The 16,543-nt window shown below is 43.7% G+C and carries 14 protein-coding genes, 8 tRNA genes and 1 riboswitch; of the genes, 11 read left to right on the forward strand and 11 right to left on the reverse strand.

Features of this window, described 5'->3' with window-relative positions:
- The first annotated feature begins 13 nt into the window (after positions 1-13).
- The gene (locus CC97_RS18025; RefSeq protein WP_049963029.1) at positions 14-1,522 is read left to right on the forward strand and encodes a nucleoside-diphosphate sugar epimerase/dehydratase; all 1,509 of its coding nucleotides are present in this window, start codon (positions 14-16) and stop codon (positions 1,520-1,522) included.
- Positions 1,523-1,774: 252 nt separating this feature from the next.
- Here CC97_RS18025 and CC97_RS18030 read toward each other — a convergent pair whose 3' ends face one another.
- Both CC97_RS18030 and CC97_RS18035 read right to left on the reverse strand, forming a co-directional pair.
- Complete coding sequence (locus CC97_RS18030) at positions 1,775-2,644, reverse strand: Rpn family recombination-promoting nuclease/putative transposase (RefSeq protein ID WP_044976751.1); 870 nt, start codon at positions 2,642-2,644, stop codon at positions 1,775-1,777.
- 670 nt (positions 2,645-3,314) lie between these two features.
- A complete protein-coding gene (locus CC97_RS18035; protein WP_044976752.1) occupies positions 3,315-4,373 on the reverse strand; it encodes a dockerin type I domain-containing protein in 1,059 nt (352 codons plus the stop codon).
- A 175-nt stretch (positions 4,374-4,548) separates the two neighbouring features.
- Between CC97_RS18035 and CC97_RS18040 the strand changes: the two genes are divergently transcribed.
- The 8 genes from CC97_RS18040 to CC97_RS18075 all read left to right on the forward strand — a co-directional run bounded on the left by CC97_RS18040 (position 4,549) and on the right by CC97_RS18075 (position 5,201).
- Positions 4,549-4,621, forward strand: a tRNA-Val gene (locus CC97_RS18040).
- 5 nt (positions 4,622-4,626) lie between these two features.
- Positions 4,627-4,700, forward strand: a tRNA-Asp gene (locus CC97_RS18045).
- 6 nt (positions 4,701-4,706) lie between these two features.
- Positions 4,707-4,779: transfer RNA gene (locus CC97_RS18050), tRNA-Gly, on the forward strand.
- Positions 4,780-4,785: 6 nt separating this feature from the next.
- Positions 4,786-4,856 (forward strand) — tRNA-Cys (locus CC97_RS18055).
- Between the two features lie 26 nt (positions 4,857-4,882).
- A tRNA-Val gene (locus tag CC97_RS18060) sits at positions 4,883-4,955 on the forward strand.
- An 8-nt stretch (positions 4,956-4,963) separates the two neighbouring features.
- Positions 4,964-5,040: transfer RNA gene (locus CC97_RS18065), tRNA-Asp, on the forward strand.
- Between the two features lie 3 nt (positions 5,041-5,043).
- Positions 5,044-5,116, forward strand: a tRNA-Gly gene (locus CC97_RS18070).
- A 14-nt stretch (positions 5,117-5,130) separates the two neighbouring features.
- Positions 5,131-5,201 (forward strand) — tRNA-Cys (locus CC97_RS18075).
- 160 nt (positions 5,202-5,361) lie between these two features.
- Here the strand turns inward: CC97_RS18075 and CC97_RS18080 are convergent.
- The 9 genes from CC97_RS18080 to queA form a co-directional block, all read right to left on the reverse strand.
- The gene (locus tag CC97_RS18080; RefSeq protein WP_044976753.1) at positions 5,362-5,556 is read right to left on the reverse strand and encodes a hypothetical protein; all 195 of its coding nucleotides are present in this window, start codon (positions 5,554-5,556) and stop codon (positions 5,362-5,364) included.
- 99 nt (positions 5,557-5,655) lie between these two features.
- Positions 5,656-6,543 (reverse strand): Hsp33 family molecular chaperone HslO, encoded by an 888-nt coding sequence (gene hslO, locus CC97_RS18085; protein WP_044976754.1) that lies wholly within the window; start codon positions 6,541-6,543, stop codon positions 5,656-5,658.
- Positions 6,544-6,631: 88 nt separating this feature from the next.
- Positions 6,632-7,390, reverse strand: coding sequence for a class I SAM-dependent methyltransferase (locus CC97_RS18090; RefSeq protein WP_044976755.1), 759 nt, complete (start codon positions 7,388-7,390; stop codon positions 6,632-6,634).
- Complete coding sequence (locus tag CC97_RS18095; protein WP_044976756.1) at positions 7,383-7,694, reverse strand: YerC/YecD family TrpR-related protein; 312 nt, start codon at positions 7,692-7,694, stop codon at positions 7,383-7,385. The genes CC97_RS18090 and CC97_RS18095 overlap by 8 nt, the downstream gene beginning before the upstream one ends.
- A gap of 205 nt (positions 7,695-7,899) precedes the next feature.
- Positions 7,900-8,940, reverse strand: a complete 1,041-nt coding sequence (locus CC97_RS18100; RefSeq protein WP_049963030.1) for a GGDEF domain-containing protein — start codon at positions 8,938-8,940, stop codon at positions 7,900-7,902.
- A 90-nt stretch (positions 8,941-9,030) separates the two neighbouring features.
- On the reverse strand, positions 9,031-10,086 hold the full coding sequence (locus CC97_RS19290; RefSeq protein WP_049963031.1) for a GGDEF domain-containing protein: 1,056 nt from the start codon (positions 10,084-10,086) through the stop codon (positions 9,031-9,033).
- A 269-nt stretch (positions 10,087-10,355) separates the two neighbouring features.
- Positions 10,356-11,009: an HAD family hydrolase gene (locus CC97_RS18110; RefSeq protein ID WP_044976757.1), complete on the reverse strand. Its 654-nt coding sequence runs from the start codon at positions 11,007-11,009 to the stop codon at positions 10,356-10,358.
- A 176-nt stretch (positions 11,010-11,185) separates the two neighbouring features.
- On the reverse strand, positions 11,186-12,319 hold the full coding sequence (gene tgt / locus CC97_RS18115; RefSeq protein WP_044976758.1) for a tRNA guanosine(34) transglycosylase Tgt: 1,134 nt from the start codon (positions 12,317-12,319) through the stop codon (positions 11,186-11,188).
- A 112-nt stretch (positions 12,320-12,431) separates the two neighbouring features.
- Positions 12,432-13,460 (reverse strand): tRNA preQ1(34) S-adenosylmethionine ribosyltransferase-isomerase QueA, encoded by a 1,029-nt coding sequence (queA, locus tag CC97_RS18120; protein ID WP_081850235.1) that lies wholly within the window; start codon positions 13,458-13,460, stop codon positions 12,432-12,434.
- 339 nt (positions 13,461-13,799) lie between these two features.
- Here queA and CC97_RS19295 point away from each other — a divergent pair, with 339 nt between their 5' ends.
- Positions 13,800-15,080 (forward strand): GGDEF domain-containing protein, encoded by a 1,281-nt coding sequence (locus CC97_RS19295; RefSeq protein WP_049963032.1) that lies wholly within the window; start codon positions 13,800-13,802, stop codon positions 15,078-15,080.
- 41 nt (positions 15,081-15,121) lie between these two features.
- A riboswitch (Lysine riboswitch) is annotated at positions 15,122-15,293 on the forward strand.
- 138 nt (positions 15,294-15,431) lie between these two features.
- Positions 15,432-16,511 carry an aspartate-semialdehyde dehydrogenase gene (asd, locus tag CC97_RS18130; protein ID WP_044976760.1) on the forward strand — a complete coding sequence of 360 codons (1,080 nt, stop codon included), beginning with the start codon at positions 15,432-15,434 and terminating at the stop codon, positions 16,509-16,511.
- The last annotated feature ends 32 nt before the right edge of the window (positions 16,512-16,543 follow it).

A 16,543-nucleotide genomic window follows, 5' to 3' on the forward strand; every position in this document is an offset into this window, starting at 1 on the left:
AGGTGTGAAAAAAATGGGAAAATGTATTGAACATTCAAAGCGAACAATGATCATCGGCGGCGGTGTTGCCGGACAGATGCTGATGACGGAGATCAAGAATGCGCAGCATTCCGATTATGAGGATGACAAGCTGGCGGCGCAGTTTGATCCGGTCTGCATCATTGACAACGATCCTGAAAAGATCGGTACGGAGATAATGGGGGTAAGGATAGTCGGTCCTTCGTCCGACATTCCGCACTTTGCGAAGAAATTCAGGGTGGAACAGATCATTCTTGCTATTCCTTCACTCACTGAGGAACGACGCAAGCTGATCATTGACCTCTGTAACGAGACAAAGCTTCCGCTTAAGATAATACCGTTCATCGGTTCGCTTCTTCTTGATGACAATGCAAGTCTTCTCGGGCAGGTTCGTGACATCAAGGTGGAGGAACTTCTCGGCCGCGATCCTGTTACGTTCAACAACAAGAACATCAAGGCTTTCGTACATGACAAGGTATGTATGGTAACCGGCGGCGGCGGATCCATCGGTTCGGAGCTTGTTCGCCAGATCTCAAAGTACAAGCCTAAGCAGGTTGTAATCGTTGATATCTATGAAAACAATGCCTATGAAATACAGCAGGAACTTCTCATGGAATACGGCGATGACCTTAATCTTGTTACACTTATTGCATCTGTCCGCGACTACTACCGCATGAACCAGATCTTTAAGACATACAAGCCGGATGTTGTGTTCCACGCGGCTGCTCACAAGCATGTACCGCTTATGGAAGACTCACCGATGGAGGCAATAAAGAATAATGTCATCGGTACGTTCAATGTTGCTACACTTGCCCAGTACCATAATGTAAAGAAATTCGTTATGATCTCGACGGACAAGGCAGTAAACCCGACAAATGCGATGGGTGCGTCAAAGCGCTGCTGTGAGATGATAGTTCAGTTCCTCGCTCAGCAGAACGAAGGATGTACGGAATTTGTTGCAACACGTTTCGGTAACGTACTCGGTTCAAACGGATCGGTTATTCCGATATTCAAGAAGCAGATAGAGCAGGGAAAGCCGGTAACAGTAACTCACCCTGACATCATCCGCTACTTCATGACTATTCCGGAGGCGGTAAGCCTGGTAATGGAAGCTGCAGCTATGGCAAAGGGCGGCGAGATATTCGTTCTCGACATGGGCAAGCCGGTAAAGATCGTGACCCTTGCGGAAAACCTTATCCGTATGTACGGCAAGGAACCGTATATCGATATTCCGATAAGATTCACAGGTCTGCGTCCGGGTGAAAAGATCAAGGAAGAGCTCCTCATGATGGAGGAAGGCCTTCAGAAGACGACCAACAAGCTTATCTACATAGGCAAGCAGATAGAAATAGACGAAGACACCTTCGCCTCCGACCTCCGGGAGCTCCGCGACGCAGCAAAGAAAAACAACGAAAAGATCGCCCTCGAAGCTCTCCACAAAATGGTCCCGACCTTCACAACCCCTGAAGCGTTCAACAGCAAAATACTGCAGCACGACATTTAAGGGTGATTAACTGAATATAGAAAAAGAACCCTCTGTATTAAATGAACAGAGGGTTCAGTAATTAGGTTCAAGCCTACTGAACAGATGTGTTCAGTATATTCGGAGCGTTTCTCGGTTTTGTTTTCATAAAGCTGATTATCGTTTGCAGGGAATGCAGAAGGGCATTCCAATACTGTTAGCTGTAAAAAACGACCGTAAGGAGTTCTATTTCCTTACAGTCGCCCATTTGCATATTCAGTTCAATTATCCGAATCAGTGAGAAGTCAGCGCCTCACTTGCTTTTTTAAACTCATCAACAGTCATGTTGGCTATAGATGCAGCATCGCTAAGTTTAAGTTTGCCACTGTTTACATGTTTTATAAGCGATAAAAGATACTTATTTTCGGTTTCTTTTATTGCTTCTGCTTTAGAAGCAACATCATATTCTTCACGCTGCAGTTCTACGTCAAAAACTTCTGCCATCATAGTAATAACCTCCTCACTGTGTTCCATGAGATAGTCTTTAAGAATCCCATGATCAATACAGTACTTAATAGTTGCTTTAGCTGCCTCAATTGAATTACCATAAATCTTAAACTGGTCATTATAAACTTTACAGAAGCTGATATACTGACCTATTATTGAATCGGTACCTGACTTTTTAATTATTTTCACCTGAAGATCAACTGGACAGTTACCATTAAAGAAATCATCTTTAAAAGAAAGACTGTCAGGAACATCTTCATTGCCTGCGTAGATAACATAGAGTTCAATTTCAGGCAAAGATACTCTTTTGGTACTGTGTACGCTTTGCTTAGTATCGTGTAAATAATTATTAAGCGTATCAACCAGATAACCAAACATTCTGTACGTAATGTTTGGATTCCAGTAAGACTGTTCTTCAGCCAGAATAACGAATTTTGCTTTACCGTTTTTCTTAACATAGAAGCCAAGATCGTTAATTAAGCGATTAATAATTATCGAACTCAGAGTACTTATCTGAATGTCTTCGACTGTTACAGAAGAATCTTCAGGATGGAACGTTCTGTATAGTTCAAGGACATTTTCAGGTATAGAGAAAACATCTGTGAAAACACTGTCTTTGACAGTGTGTTTTACCGTAGTATTATCGTTAGGAATCATAAATTCCTTCCTTTCTAAGTATAGCACATCCGGAATAGCTATACAAGACTTAAATTTACCATGGCATGTATATATAATAACATATAAAAATTACCATGTCTATAGTTTCGCCCTAAGAGGTAGCTGAAATGCCCTAAGAGGTAATTTTTCTCCTAAAGTTTGGAAAACACTGGTTGAATATTGTAGATATATAAAAGTATATTTAACAAAAACACGTGGAAAATAAAGGATGGATTATTGGCTCAGGTTTGCTCTTTTTAAATTCAGCAACAGTGTTCAAAACGCAGCCGTTGAACTTTAATCCAATAACATGAAAAAAGTACAGCCAGGCCGGTGGCCTGGTTGTATTAAAATAGTACGCCGAAGGCGTTCCATTTAAAAGGTGGAGCCTTCTGCGCAATAGAAAACCCTGCTCGGTGAGCAGGGTTGTGGAGAAAGGTAAATTCGCCGGAGCGAATTTACTATAGAATACTGGCTGCACTTCAGCCGGCACCATTTACGATCAAGTAAGACAGTGCTTACTTTTTAAGCATACTCTGTATATCTTCGTCAGTAAAGCCACGTTCCCTGAGCGATTCGATAAGAGTGTTGATCTCCTGCTTAACAGATTTGTTCTCGAGCTTAACAGATTCATTCTCGAGCTTAACAAGTAATGTTTCAGGTTGTTCAGTTATTGCTTCATGAATCTGATGAGAGTGAGCAGATCGGAAACGCCTACTGAGCCGTTGCTGTTCAGATCGGCTTTGTCTTTCAGATCGGGGAATTTTTCAGGTGCTATCAGTATATGACTGAGTTTGACGATATCGGAAGTGTTGATAACACTGTTGCCGTCGATGTCGTACTGTGAGTTTTCAAATTCCGGTTCTGGTGCAGTCGTAGTAACGGTTGTTGTAACAGCTGTGGTGACGGCTTCGGTCACTGCCTCAGTGGTTGTAACGGTGGTGGTTTCAGCCGTGGAAGTGGTCGTCACTTCAGGTGTGGTGATGGCTTCTGTGGTGGTGACTGCCGGAACATTTCTCGGTGTGGTATCGATGTTGTTTATATTATCCTGCGTAAGCGGGAGGTAGGACAGAGTCATCTGACCTAAAGCCGGAAGCTGTTTTGATCTCCATGCTTCATATTCGGATTTGTCAACAGGGGTATCTGAGCCGTCAAGATAATATACTATTCCTTTGCCGGATTTGTCGATGTCATCCGGGAACGGGTTTCCGGATGCATCTTTTGGTTTAGCTGATTTTTCCCATGCATCGACAGTGCCGACTGATTCGTATTTATTGGTATCTTTGTTGTATTTGTAAACCTCATAAGGTACAAAAGACGAAGTGAGTTTGCGTGTTGATGTCAGTATGCGTGCAGCAGTTCCGTCCGGATAGAAGGCCACTGTGCCTGCAAATTCGCCTACTTCGTTTTTATCTGTGTCAGCGACATGAACAATTTTGTGAAGCTTGTCGTGGATGAGGAGGTCTTCTGTTCCGTCACCGTTTATATCGTCAATGGCGAACTGGACAAATTCAGGAAACAGATCGAATCTTGAATCCATTGCCAGTATCTCTTCGCGGCCGCGTGTAAGAAGATACTGATATCTTACGCGGACAGGATCTTTTTCTGTCTGTTCAGTCTGTTCTGCGGCAGGGGCAGTGTCCTCGGCGGATACCTGATTCCTGCTGTAGAGCAGAGCCGCGCTTCCCATGATCGTGAACGAAAGAATAATTGCTAAAGACTTTTTCATAATAATCTCCACCTCATAACCAGAAATATATATAATACCATTATAATGTATATGAGAAACTTTTGCAATGATTTTAAGACCTAAAAAATTAAAAAAACTTCAAAAAAAGTATTGACATTCTTCTCGAAATATAGTATAATAAATATCGTCGTCGGAGCAATAACGACAGCAAAACGGGAGCATAGCTCAGCTGGGAGAGCATCTGCCTTACAAGCAGAGGGTCATAGGTTCGAGCCCTATTGTTCCCATAGATGGCCCGGTAGTTCAGCTGGTTAGAACGCCGCCCTGTCACGGCGGAGGTCGTGAGTTCGAACCTCATCCGGGTCGTCATCTGCGGATTTAGCTCATCTGGTAGAGCGCCACCTTGCCAAGGTGGAGGTAGCGAGTTCGAGCCTCGTAATCCGCTCTTTACGGCGCTATAGCCAAGTGGTAAGGCAATGGTCTGCAACACCTTGATCCCCGGTTCAAATCCGGGTGGCGCCTTTTAAACTGAATAGTTTAATAAAAATGGGAGCATAGCTCAGCTGGGAGAGCATCTGCCTTACAAGCAGAGGGTCATAGGTTCGAGCCCTATTGTTCCCATTACTTATGGCCCGGTAGTTCAGCTGGTTAGAACGCCGCCCTGTCACGGCGGAGGTCGTGAGTTCGAACCTCATCCGGGTCGCCATCTGCGGATTTAGCTCATCTGGTAGAGCGCCACCTTGCCAAGGTGGAGGTAGCGAGTTCGAGCCTCGTAATCCGCTCTCTTTTTTTATACGGCGCTATAGCCAAGTGGTAAGGCAATGGTCTGCAACACCTTGATCCCCGGTTCGAATCCGGGTGGCGCCTTGAAATTAAAAACCTTCAGATTTCACCGTGAATTCTGAAGGTTTTATTTTTTTATAAGTCTTCGCCGGTAATCGTAAAAAATATGCCGGATACAAAAAAAACTGCAGAACCGGTCCGGCCGGATCTGCAGTGATCTGATTATCAGTTTCTGTAATGAAGATCAGTTTTTTGTAAATATCGTGTAGACCAAGAGTAAAGCACCTATTACTACGAGAGCCTTGAGTACCCATCTGAGTGCCACGATAAGTGTTACTGAAACTGCTGCAAGGATTATTCCTATGTACTTGAAAAGGAATACTGCGAGTGCGATAACTACGATCGCGAGTAAAATTTTCTTAAGTGTGATGTTCTGCATTTTTCATTTCTCCTTTGTTTTTGTTGATTACTGGTTTCTGTTTGTTCTATTCTTAATGCAGTTTCCTGCAGATTAAGCATTGTTATGTACGCGCTGATTTTACATCTGCTTCATAAGCTTCTTAAGATCGGCGTTTGAAAAACTGTATATCTTGTTGCAGAAGTGGCACTGTACTTCAGTGTCTTTTCCTTTGCTTTCATTTTCTGCGATCATTGAATCAAGCTCTTCCTTGCCGAGACTTATAAGTGCACGTGAAACTCTGTCCGTGCTGCAGTCGCAGCGGTATTCAACATTCGCTTCGTCGAGAAGGTTCGGTTCAAGACCGTCAAGAAGTTTTAAGACGAGTTCGTCCATTGTTATTCCGTCGGACATCATCTGGGTTACTGACTTTAAGCTGTTTACATTCTTTTCAATCTGGTCAATAACAGCATCGCTTGCGAAAGGAAGGAGCTGAATGAGATATCCTCCTGCGCAGTTTACTGAAAGATCGGGATTGACAAGTACGCCGAGGCCGCATACAGTAGGTACCTGTTCGCTTGATGCGAAGTAGGCTGCTACGTCTTCTGCTATTTCACCGGATACAAGAGGTATCATACCTGAGTACGGCTCCTTGAGACCGATGTCCTTTATTACTGAAAGAGTACCGTCACGTCCGACAGCACCTGCAACGTCAAGCTTTCCGTGTTTGTTGAGCGGTATTTCAACAACAGGATTCTGGATGTAGCTCTTTACATTTCCCATGTAGTCAGAAACGGCTATAAGTGCACCTGAAGGGCCTTTGCCGTCGAGACGGAGAGTGACTGAGTCATCCTTGTTCTTGAGTGAATAACCGATCATGGAAGCTGCTGTAGTGAGTCTTCCGAGGGCGGCAGTAGTTACTGCTGATGTTTTATGAATTTTTTCTATTTCTGATACTATATCTGTTGTGTCCACAGCCATTGCAACTGCTGATGCATCGGCTGAGATAGCACGTTTTAATATTCCCATTTATATTAACTTCCTTATAATTGTTTTATGCATTGCGGAGGAGGGAAGTGACGGGACTTCGCCCCGTACCCCTGATCTGTTTTACAGATCAGCTCTTAGCCGGTTTCTTTGCAACGTATATGATACGCTGAGAATCTTCCTTTACAGGATCAGTCGAGTCTTCGTCGAAGTGTGCTTCAATAATAAATCCTGCATCGGTAAGATATTTGTCCATGACGGCCGTTTCAAGAGCTATCTCGGAAAAGTCCTCGCTGTACCGGTCGTATTTTCCGTTATCATTTTTTTCGAAGAAATCGAGTGAGATATCCACGCGGTTGTTTTCTTCGGAATATGAATTCTGCCATGTACAGAAAACCCTGTCGTTTTCAAAAACGAATGCATTGTCCGCAAGTATGTTCTTATGCTTGTAGACGGTGTTTGCATCGAAGATGAACACGCCGCCCGGTTCAGTGAACAGAAATGCGCGTTCAATGGTTTTTCTGATATCTTCCGGACTGTTCAGATGATTGATGCTGTCAAGAGCGCATATGATAATGTCTGCGTTGCCGTAGAGCTCGAAAGAAGTCATGTCCTGGCAGATGTACTGGATGTCAAATCCGCCGTCGTATTTCTTTTCAAGTGCCTCGTTAAGCATTTCCTCCGAATAGTCTATGCCGAGAACGTCATAGCCGAGTTTAAAAAACTCTTCGGAAAGACTGCCGGTGCCGCAGGCGAGATCGGCCAGATATTTTCCGCCCGTGGTGCAGTATTTCTTTATGAGCATGTCAAAATAGGCAGCTCTTTTTTTATAGTCTACATTTCTGGTCAGACTGTCGTAGTAAAAAGCAAAGTCAGAATAATTACTCATTTGCTTCCTTTTCTTTCTTTTCCTTAAGTCTGCTGAAAACTATGTCGTATCCGTCGCAGCCGTAGTGAAGTGATCTGTTTACACGGCTTATTGTGGCTGTGCTTGCTCCGGTCTCGTTTACAATGTCATTGTAAACATGATGTTCGCTCAGCATTTTAGCGACCTGAAGACGCTGTGCCAGAGATTTTATTTCAAGTACAGTACACAGATCCTCGAAGAACTTGTAGCATTCGTCAAGCGTTTCAAGCGAAAGGATCGCTTCAAACAGTCCGTCTGTGTTTTTGTCTTTGATCTTGCTGTTCATGTTATCACCCTGTTCGTTTAAGTGTTGAAAACTGACCAAGCCGTCCATCCGGCAAAGCCGGATGGACGGTGGGGGGGAGATTTCGGGGCTCCACCCCGATCCCCGCGCATATCTGTAAACAGATATGCGTTTTCCTAAAACCTTATCTATAATTTTAGCACATTAGCGTATAAAAGTAAAGGTGATTTACTGACTTTTTTAAAAATCAGTAAACCACCTGGTTTTTACCGTTGTGTTTTCCGGCGTAAAGCTTCTGGTCGGCGTATGAGATCCACTCGTCAGTGTCGTAGTTTTCAGCATGTTTTTCAGTACCTATGGTTACGGTGACGCTGATCGTCTGCTCTTCGAATTCAAGCTGAAGACCGGCAATGTTTTTACGGAGCTTTTCAAGAATGTCACTGCCGCATTTTTCTTCAGATGCGAGAATGATGAACTCCTCACCGCCCCAGCGGCATACAGTACAGTCGCTGCAGGTCTCCCCAGCGGTTTTGGCTATCTTTTTGAGTACGTAGTCACCGCAGTTGTGACCGTAAACGTCATTTACCTTCTTGAAATTGTCGATGTCGAGAATTGCTATCCAGTAATTATCAAGCTTTTCTTTTTCGATGGAATTGATGTATGTGAGAAGATAGTGGCGGTTGTAAAGGCCTGTAAGCTTGTCCACAAGCGCCATTTTTTCGAGCTTTGCTTCGGTGTCATTTATCATCTTAAGGAATATGGACATGTAGAAGGTAAGTATTCCTATAACTATCAGAGAATTGACTACAAAGAACGAAGTTTCGATCGTGGTGTTCAGCGCGTATATCGGACCATGTACCTTGATGAAGATGTACCCGGTAAAATATGAGATCAGTGCGAGAAATGATACTACAAGAGGTTTCATCGGCGTGCCTGACATTTTCTGACCCAGATATCTGATGTAGTAGGCAGAAGATATCATCGATATGGTAAACAGATGAAAACCGTAGCCGAGGCCGACTGCCATCGTTCCGGCAGTCATGATATCAAGTATTATAAAATAGACCGAAAGGATCCATTCTCTGAGCTTGTTTTTTCTGATCATTACATATCCTGCACACGTAAGCAGAAAATTGAACAGTACGACCCACTCTATTGCATACATTTTTCCGATGAGGAAAAAGAGAAAAAACAGTATTTCAGCCATGACCATGAAATGATTGAAGTAGCGGCTGGCTAGCTTCGGATCCCGCATGAACTCATTTCTGATGTCTTTAAAACTTTTCATTAAAAATCCCCTTGAAATAATTCAAATATGCATATACGTTGTAAATGTGATTCCGGAGTAAAACTGCGTACAGTTTTCCTGAACAGACCGTTATTCCTGAACATTTGTTACGTAAACAACCTGGTTTTTGCCGTTGTTCTTGCCGAAGTAAAGTTTGCGGTCTGCTTCTGATATCCACGCGTCCACGTTTCTGTCCGGAGAATATTTTTCAGTTCCTATTGTAACTGTTACATGTATATCCTGTTCCTCGAAATTCATGTGAAGCCCGCTTATCTTTTCTCTGAGAGATTCGAGGATGCTGTCAGGACACCGGCCTGAAGAAGCGAGAATGATGAATTCCTCACCGCCCCATCTGCAGACTGTACACTCTGAGCATTCATCACGTGCGGTCTCTGCGATGTTTTTAAGCACGTAGTCACCGCAGTTATGTCCGTAAACGTCATTGACTTTCTTGAAATTGTCAATGTCGAGTATTGCTATCCAGTAGTCTGAGAGTTCTTCCTTGTTCAGGTCGTCAAGCCTTGAAAGAAGGTAGTGACGGTTATAAAGGCCGGTAAGCTTGTCCACCAGTGCCATTTTTGCAAGCTTGTTTTCAGTTTCGTCAATGGTTTTTGAGAAAGTTGACATGTAGAAGACAAGAACGGCAATAACAAGCAGTGAATTGAAAACGAAGAAAAATGTTTCGACCCGGTGATCAGTTTTATACACCGGACCGTATATTCTGTTGAATGTATATCCGATAAAATAAGAAATGGTCGCGCACACTGCAACCAGTGTCGGCTTTATAATATTGCTGTCGCCGAAGAATCTGGAGCCGACATATTTAATGTAGTAGGCGCCGGTGATCATCGATATCGTGTAAAGCTGAAAGCCAAAACCGAAACCGACGGCGATCGAACTTAATGTCATGAATTCAACTATGTTGAAGTACATAGTGAATACCCACAGACGAAGCATTTTTTTCCTGATGACAACGTATCCGACGATGGTAAGAACAAAGTTGAATACTTCAACACGTTCCATCCAGACCATGTGCCCTGCAAAAAACAGTGTAAGAAACAGGATCTTGCAGCCGACAAGTACGGTGTTGAACATATATGACAGCTTCTGCGGATCTGACATGAATTTTTTATATGGTATTTTCATATATAACCCCTGTATCCGATCATATGCGTTTTCTGTGATACGAATGAAAAAATCCTTATATATATTATATCATAAAAAAGTCGTTTTGAAAAATATTTTTATTGATTTTTCTGAAATTTCTAAGGAAACGCTGATTTATTCATAAATCAGCGCGGGGGTCGGGGCGAAGCCCCGCAAATCCCACCTCCGGAAATCCGGCTTCGCCGGATTTCCGGTTTAATCAGTGTTTTCTTAAAAGAAAAGCTTATCAGACCGAAAAAACAGCGTAATTATCCTGCGATTATTTTCTGCAGCTTTTCAGCGCTGTCTGCAAGATACACTGCACCTGCTGAGGCAAGCTCCTCTTTCGGACGGAAGCCCCAGGTACATCCGATGGAGTCGATGCCGGCATTTTCGGCGGTCATGATGTCAACGTCAGAGTCGCCTGCAAGTACGACGTCATCCTTTTCAATATCAAGTTCCTTAAGAATGTCATTGACAATGTCCGGCGAAGGCTTTGTGCTTCTGCCTTCACGCTTGCCGTGTACAGATGAGAAAAGACCGTCTCCGAAATATGAAGTGATGAGTGATTTTGTAAACTCATCCGGTTTGTTCGATGCAACTGCCAGCTTTATGCCTTTTTCGTTAAGAGAAACAAGCATTTCCTTTATGCCCTCGTAAGGAATTGTCTTGTCCGTGCAGTGCTTTCTGTAGTTTTCACTGAATAATTCGTGAAGCTTTGAAATGTCGTCCGCGTTTGAACTGCAGTCTGCGAGTGCTCTGGTGCAGAGCTTTACAGCGCCGTTGCCGACAAATCTGTAGAATTTTTCGAGAGGCTGCGGTTTGTATCCCAGTGTTTCAAGCCCTGAGTTTACAGCGTCTGCAAGGTCTTCAATTGTGTTTAAAAGTGTACCGTCGAGGTCAAAAATAACAGCTTTGTACATACCAAGATCCCCTTTTTATATGGTGTGTTAAGGAAACACTGATTATATCGGAAATCCGGCTTCGCCGGATTTCCGGAGGTGGGATTTGCGGGGCTTCGCCCCGGAGCCCCACGCTGGTTTATGAATAAATCAGCGTTTCCTTAAGATTTTGAAAAGTCATTCTTTTTTAAATGTCATTACAAACGTTTTGCCAGCAGTTCAGAATATTTTGCTCTGAACTCATCGAAAGTGTCATTTTCGATAGCTTCGCGTATTTTTTCAGTGAGCGTGTTGTAGAAGTAAAGGTTATGCATTACTGCAAGTCTGCCGCCTAACTGTTCGCCTGATTTGAAAAGGTGACGAACATAGGCCCTTGAGAAGTTCCTGCAGCACGGACAGTCACACTGTTCATCGATCGGGCGCGGATCAGTCTCATACGCCTTGTTCGTGACATGCATTATTCCGCTCCAGGTGAATACCGTTGCATGGCGTGCGTTTCTGCTCGGCATTACGCAGTCGAACATATCGACTCCGCGGGCAACAGCCTCGATTATATTTGACGGAGTACCCACTCCCATGAGGTAGCGCGGTTTGTTCACCGGCATGTGCGGCTCGACAGCATCGATTATACGGTACATGTCTTCCGTGCTTTCGCCTACGGCAAGTCCGCCGATCGCATATCCGTCAAGATTGAGTTCCGCGATCTCCTTCATGTGTTCCACGCGGAGATCAGCGTAGGTGCATCCCTGGTTGATGCCGAAAAGCATCTGATGCTTGTTTATGGTGTCCGGAAGGCTGTTTAAGCGGTCCATTTCCGCCTTGCATCTTTTGAGCCATCTTGTGGTTCTTGCACATGACTGCTTTGAATACTCGTACTTTGCCGGATTTTCAACGCATTCGTCAAATGCCATTGCAATTGTGGAACCCAGGTTTGACTGGATCCTCATGCTTTCCTCAGGTCCCATGAAGATCTTCCGGCCGTCAACGTGTGAGTTGAAGTAAACGCCTTCTTCCTTGATCTTTCTGAGCTTTGCAAGTGAAAATACCTGAAATCCGCCGCTGTCGGTAAGTATCGGTCTGTCCCAGTTCATGAATTTGTGAAGACCGCCCATCTGTTTGATTATTTCATCGCCCGGACGAACGTGCAGGTGATATGTGTTGCAGAGCTCGACCTGGCACTTCAGATCATTTTTTAAGTCAACCGACGAGATTCCGCCCTTTATGGCAGCCGATGTGCCTACATTCATGAAGCAAGGTGTCTGGAAAGTGCCGTGAACAGTCTCAAACTGTCCGCGCCGCGCCTTTCCGTTTTTCTTTATTAGTGTATACATTAATGATTGTCCTTTTTAACTAAAATATCAGATTCCCCTGAAAGTTGCTCTTTTCTTGCGGTTCCGTTAATGTCTCCCCCTCCCTGGGGAGGGGGCAGGGGGTGGGGATTTGCTATACAATAAGCATAGCATCACCAAAACTGAAGAAGCGATATTTTTCCTCAACAGCTTTTTTGTATGCCGCCATAGTCTTGTCATATCCGTAAAATGCTGACACCAGCATGATGAGAGTGCTTTCCGGAAGGTGGAAGTTCGTGATGAGCCCGTCGAGCACCTTGAATTCATATCCCGGATAGATGAAAATATCTGTGTAGCCGTCGGCTTCCTTTATTTCGCCGTTATTGAAAGTCGCAACGCTTTCGACCGTACGGCATGAAGTCGTGCCGACTGATATGACTCTTCCGCCCTCGGCCTTTGTTTTATTAATAAGATCGGCGGTTTCTTTAGGAAGATGATAGTGCTCCGAGTGCATCTTATGCTCGAGCACGTTGTCGACCTTTACCGGACGGAATGTGCCGAGTCCTACGTGAAGAGTTACATATCCTATATTTACGCCCTTTGCCTTTATCTCTTCAAGCATTTCCTTCGTAAAATGAAGTCCTGCTGTCGGAGCGGCTGCAGAGCCGAGCTCTCTTGAATAAACTGTCTGGTAGCGCTCCTTGTTTTCAAGCTTTGCCTTGATGTAAGGCGGCAGCGGCATCTGACCGACGTCTTCAAGTGCCGTGAAAAGATTTCCCTCGCACTCGAACTGAACCACACGGTTTCCGTCTTCCTTTACTTCGATGACCTTAGCCTTAAGTCTTCCGCCGCCGAAAATGAATTCAGCGCCTTCTCTTGCTTTTTTGCCCGGACGGCAGATGATCTCCCAGAGCTTGTCACCCTTCTGTTCAAGGAGAAGAAATTCTATTGCTGATCCTGTTCCGACCTTTTCGCCGTAAAGTCTTGCCGGAAGTACCCTTGAATCGTTGAGTATGAGGAGATCGCCTTTTTTCAGGTAATCGCACAGGTCATAAAAGTGTTTGTGTTCTATGGAATCATCTTTCTTCGAGAGGACCATGAGGCGCGAATGATTACGCGGCTCCACCGGTGTCTGGGCGATAAGGTCCTCAGGAAGATCGTAGTAAAAGTCAGATGTGCTCATCTTATGCATTATTGCATTATTCCTTTCGAATTACATTTATAGTTATACACAGACTATTATAGCACGATTGAAGAACATAATCAACAGTTCCGGACGGAATATCGGAATATGGTAAAGGAAACCAGACATATATTTTGTCATGCAGAGAAAGATGTTCGGCTGCATTTTGGCTGTTACCGCATAAATTTTCATTTCACTGGCACAAAAAAATTGTTGAAATTTCTAAAACCGAGTGGTATAATATTTATCATTAGATATACAGATAACCTGCATGTGCTGATTTGATGCATGTTATGCATGTCAGGCAAAAAAATTTGATGATAAAACGGGAGGGGCACTATGTTATTAGAAAAAGAAAAAGTCTTCCAGACAATATATGATTCAATGGATGCTATTTTTGTAGCGGATACCGCTTCAGACAGATATGAGATCATCAGAGATAACGGAAAATTCACAGAGATATTCGGCAAAGAAGGTTCCTACAAGGATATGATGATCAAATTCATGGAAGGCACTATAGACAAGAGAGTATCGGAAGGCGGAGTGTATTCAGTTTTCTTTGACAAAGCCAGCGGATTTGTCGGCAGGATCTCCAAGAAAGCGAAGATGCATTATAAAGGTGAAGATTTCTATTTCCAGTTCAATAATCTTCCGGTAGATGAGACGCGTAACATAATTCTTATCACATACATCGATGAAGACGCGTATTTCACAGAATCACGCGGTGATGTAAAGACACAGGCGATGAAGAGTGCATATCTTTTCTCAATGTTTGTTGATCTTGTTGAAGACAAATGTTCGAATATGGATATGTCCGAAATCGAATCCGATCCTGTAAACAGCCTCAGAATAACATATTCAGAATGGCGTGAACAGATCGTAAATATGATTGATGAAAAGCAGCGTAAAGAATTTTTAAGATTTACTGATCCTGAGTATCTCAAAGAGAATGTTCTTCCGCATCAGACTAAATCAAGAGAATTCTTTATGATGAATCTTGAAGGACAGTTCAAATGGGTGAACCTTATTTTCAGCCGTATTGATACCGGTTATGAAAACGACCAGAAGATGGTGTTTGTTGTGGAAGATAATTCCGAAGCACATGACCGTACCACCAAAGGTCTTGAAAATGAACTTGAAAAATACCAGAAACTTTCGAAACACGATTCACTTACCGGACTTCTCAATCACGGAAATATTGAGAAGGTTCTTGCTGACTGCCTCAGCGCAAAACCTTTGTCGCTGATCATGCTTGATATTGATCATTTTAAGAAAGTCAATGATACTTTCGGGCATGCAGCTGGGGATGCAGTGCTTAAAAAATTTGCTTCGATTGCCAAGGAAAACCTGAAAGCCTGTAACTGTGATCTTGGCAGATGGGGCGGCGAGGAATTTCTGGGAATATGCAAAGAGACTTCTGGCGATAAAATGGCAGAGATTGCTGAGAAACTCAGAAAGATCATTGAAGATACGGAATTTGAAACAGTCGGCCATATCACCAGCAGTTTCGGCGTTATCGAAGTACGTGATGGTGAGAATGCAAAGGAAGCATTTGAACGTCTCGATGCAGCTCTTTACAAAGCCAAGGAAACAGGCAGAAACAGAGTTGTAAGAGGATAAAAAAAACTATTGACAACATGAATGTAAAGTGTTATTATTAGTAAATAGATAGAGGTGCAGCCGAGAAAAGTAACTGCTCTGAGGATACCAGTCCGGTGACGAGCGGCAAAAGGCGACGCTGCCGAAGGAAAAGCACGGTAAAGTTTTTCCTGGGCATATGCTTAAGAAGTATATGACTGTCATCATTCAGTGTGATGGAGAGCTATCGGTACGTCTGATTTACACTCGTATCAGATTTCTTATTATATTGATTGATGAACCGGTTCAAAATATTATTTTGTATCGGTTTTTTTGTTACCCGGCTCCGCGGGTGATTTGTATACGGAGAAATCTAATTTGGAGGTCATTTAAATGAAACATTACAACGTAGGTATTATCGGTGCAACAGGTATGGTAGGTCAGAGATTTGCTACACTTCTCGAAAACCACCCTTGGTTCACTGTAACAGTTCTTGCTGCTTCACCTCGTTCAAAGGGCAAGACATATGAAGAAGCTGCAGGCAGCAGATGGGCTATGACAACACCAATGCCTGAATCAATGAAGAAGATGGTCCTCATGGACGCTACAGCAGACATCAAGGAGATCGCTTCAAAGGTGGATTTCGTTTTCTGCGCAGTTGACATGAAGAAGGATGAGATCAAGGCTCTTGAAGAAGCTTATGCAAAGGCTGAATGCCCGGTAGTTTCAAACAACTCAGCTCACAGATTCACAGATGACGTTCCTATGGTAGTTCCTGAAATCAACCCTGAACACATCGAGATCATCAAGGCTCAGAGAGAAAGACTCGGCACAAAGAAGGGCTTTATCGCAGTTAAGTCAAACTGCTCAATCCAGAGCTACGTTCCTGCGCTTGAACCATTAAGAAAGTTCGGTATCACAAAGGTTCTCGCTTGTACATACCAGGCAATTTCAGGTGCCGGCAAGACTTTCGAGACATGGCCTGAAATGGTTGATAACCTTATCCCTTACATCGGCGGCGAAGAAGAAAAGTCAGAACAGGAACCACTCAAGGTATGGGGCAGGATCGAAGGCAACAAGATCGTTAAGGCTTCATCACCTGCAATTACAACACAGTGTCTCCGTGTTCCAGTTTCAAACGGCCACACAGCTGCTGTTTTCGTATCATTCGACAAGAAGCCTTCAAAGGAAGAGATCTTAAAGTGCTGGAAGGAATTCTCAGGTGTTCCGCAGGAACTCGAACTTCCTCACGCACCAAAGCAGTTCCTCAACTACTTTGAAGAAAACGACCGTCCGCAGGCTAAGCTCGACAGAGATCTTGAAGGCGGTATGGCAGTTTCTATCGGCCGTCTCAGAGAAGACACACAGTACGACTACAAGTTCGTATGCCTTTCACACAATACATTAAGAGGCGCAGCAGGCGGTGCTGTTCTTCTTGCTGAATTACTCGCTGCAAAGGGATACTTTGACTGATAAGCATATTCTGAAGAATAATTTCTGATCTC

The organism is Ruminococcus sp. HUN007, from assembly GCF_000712055.1.
Taxonomy (GTDB): Bacteria; Bacillota; Clostridia; order Oscillospirales; family Ruminococcaceae; genus HUN007.